General features: G+C 69.5%; 1 protein-coding gene and 1 pseudogene. One reads left to right on the plus strand and one right to left on the minus strand.

Features of this window, described 5'->3' with window-relative positions; translation table 11 throughout:
• On the plus strand, positions 1–765 hold a 765-nt coding region (locus tag HC022_RS26180), incomplete at its 5' end, for an endonuclease/exonuclease/phosphatase family protein (protein ID WP_167454329.1).
• Positions 766–853: 88 nt separating this feature from the next.
• Here HC022_RS26180 and HC022_RS26185 read toward each other — a convergent pair.
• Positions 854–1575: pseudogene (locus tag HC022_RS26185) on the minus strand (extracellular solute-binding protein); the annotation flags it as partial.

The following is a 1575-nucleotide window of genomic DNA, read 5'->3' on the forward strand; positions in this document are numbered from 1 at the left end:
ACCGCGGGGCTGCTGGCGGCCACCGGCGCCGACGTGCTGGCGCTGCAGAAGGTGTTCGACGCCGAGAGCCTCGACTTCTTCCACGACCACTATCTCGCGCCGGTGGCCGGGCCTTATCGCAACCGGCTCTGCCTGCCGGGCAACGACGGGCGCGGGCTCGACGTGGCGGTGATGGCGCGGCGTGACTGGGACGACGCGACCAGCCACGCGGCGCTCCTGCCGGGCGATCTGGGCTTCGCCCCGCCCGCCGGTATCGCCCATGACCTGCCGATCTTCCGGCGCGACTGCCTCGAGCTGTGCTTTGGCAGGCTCACGGTCTTCGTCGTGCATTTCAAGGCGCCGCCGCCGGATCCGGCGCTGTCGTGGAAGGTGCGGCGGCTCGAGGCCGAGGCGGTGCGCCGCCTGCTGCCCTCGGAGCCCGGGGCGCTCTGGCTGGTGATCGGCGATCTCAACGAGCCGCGCGAGGAGGGCCCGCGCGCCGTCGCGCCGCTCGAGGCGGTCGGCGTGGATCTTGGCCTGCGCATGCCCGAGCGCGACCGCTGGAGCTATTTCGAGCCGCACGTGGGCGAGCATCACCGCCCGGACGCGCTGATCGCGTCGCCGGCGCTGGCGCAGCGCTACCCCGACGTGGTGCCGCGGGTGCTGCATCGCGGGCTCGGGCACGAGGCCGGTCCGGGGCGAGGCGCGCGGCTGAGCGGTGTCGGAGAGCACCGGCCCCACGCAAGCGACCACGCGGCGCTGGTGGTGGAGTTCCCGGGGCTCTGAAGGGGTCTACCCGAAAACGCGAAACGCCGGACCCGCGAAGGTCCGGCGCTGTCATTCCGGCCTTGGGCCAGACAATGTGTGAGCGCGATCAGCCGTCGAAATCCACTTCCTCGATGACGCGCAGGGCGTCGGCGCGGAGGCCGGCCAACGTCATGAGGTTCACGTCATCCGCCTCGAAGCTGCCCCAGCTGGTCACCAGCTCGTCGGCCTCGGTGCCGGGGGCGATGGGGTATTCGAAGTTGGCGTGGGCGTAGATTTCCTGCGCCTCGGGCTGGGTCAGGAATTCCATCATCTTCAGCGCGTTCTCACGGTTCGGCGCCGACTTGGTCATCGCCACGCCCGAGATGTTCACGTGGGTGCCGGCGCCCTCGAAGACCGGGAACAGCACGTTGACCGAGTCTGCCCATTCCTTCTGCTCGGGATCGTTGAGCATCTGGCCCATGTAATAGGTGTTGCCGAGCGCGATGTCGCATTCACCGGCCCAGATCGCCCGGACCTGCGCCCGGTCGTTGCCCTGCGGCTTGCGGCCGAGGTTGGCCTTCACTGCCTCGAGCCAGGCCTTTGTCTCTTCCTCGCCATGGTGGTGCAGCATCGCCGAGACCAGCGCCACGTTGTAGGGGTGGGTGCCGGAGCGGGTGCAGATGCGGCCCTTCCATTTCGGATCGGCGAGGTCCTCGTAGGTGGTCACCTCGGAGGGATCGACGCGGTCCTTGCTCGCATAGACGATGCGGGCGCGGGTGGTCAGTCCGAACCAGTGGCCTCGGGGTCGCGGTATTGCTCGGGCACGTTGGTGTTGAGCACCTCGCTGGT

The organism is Salipiger sp. HF18 (genome assembly GCF_011806505.1).
Classification (GTDB): domain Bacteria; phylum Pseudomonadota; class Alphaproteobacteria; order Rhodobacterales; family Rhodobacteraceae; genus Salipiger; species Salipiger thiooxidans.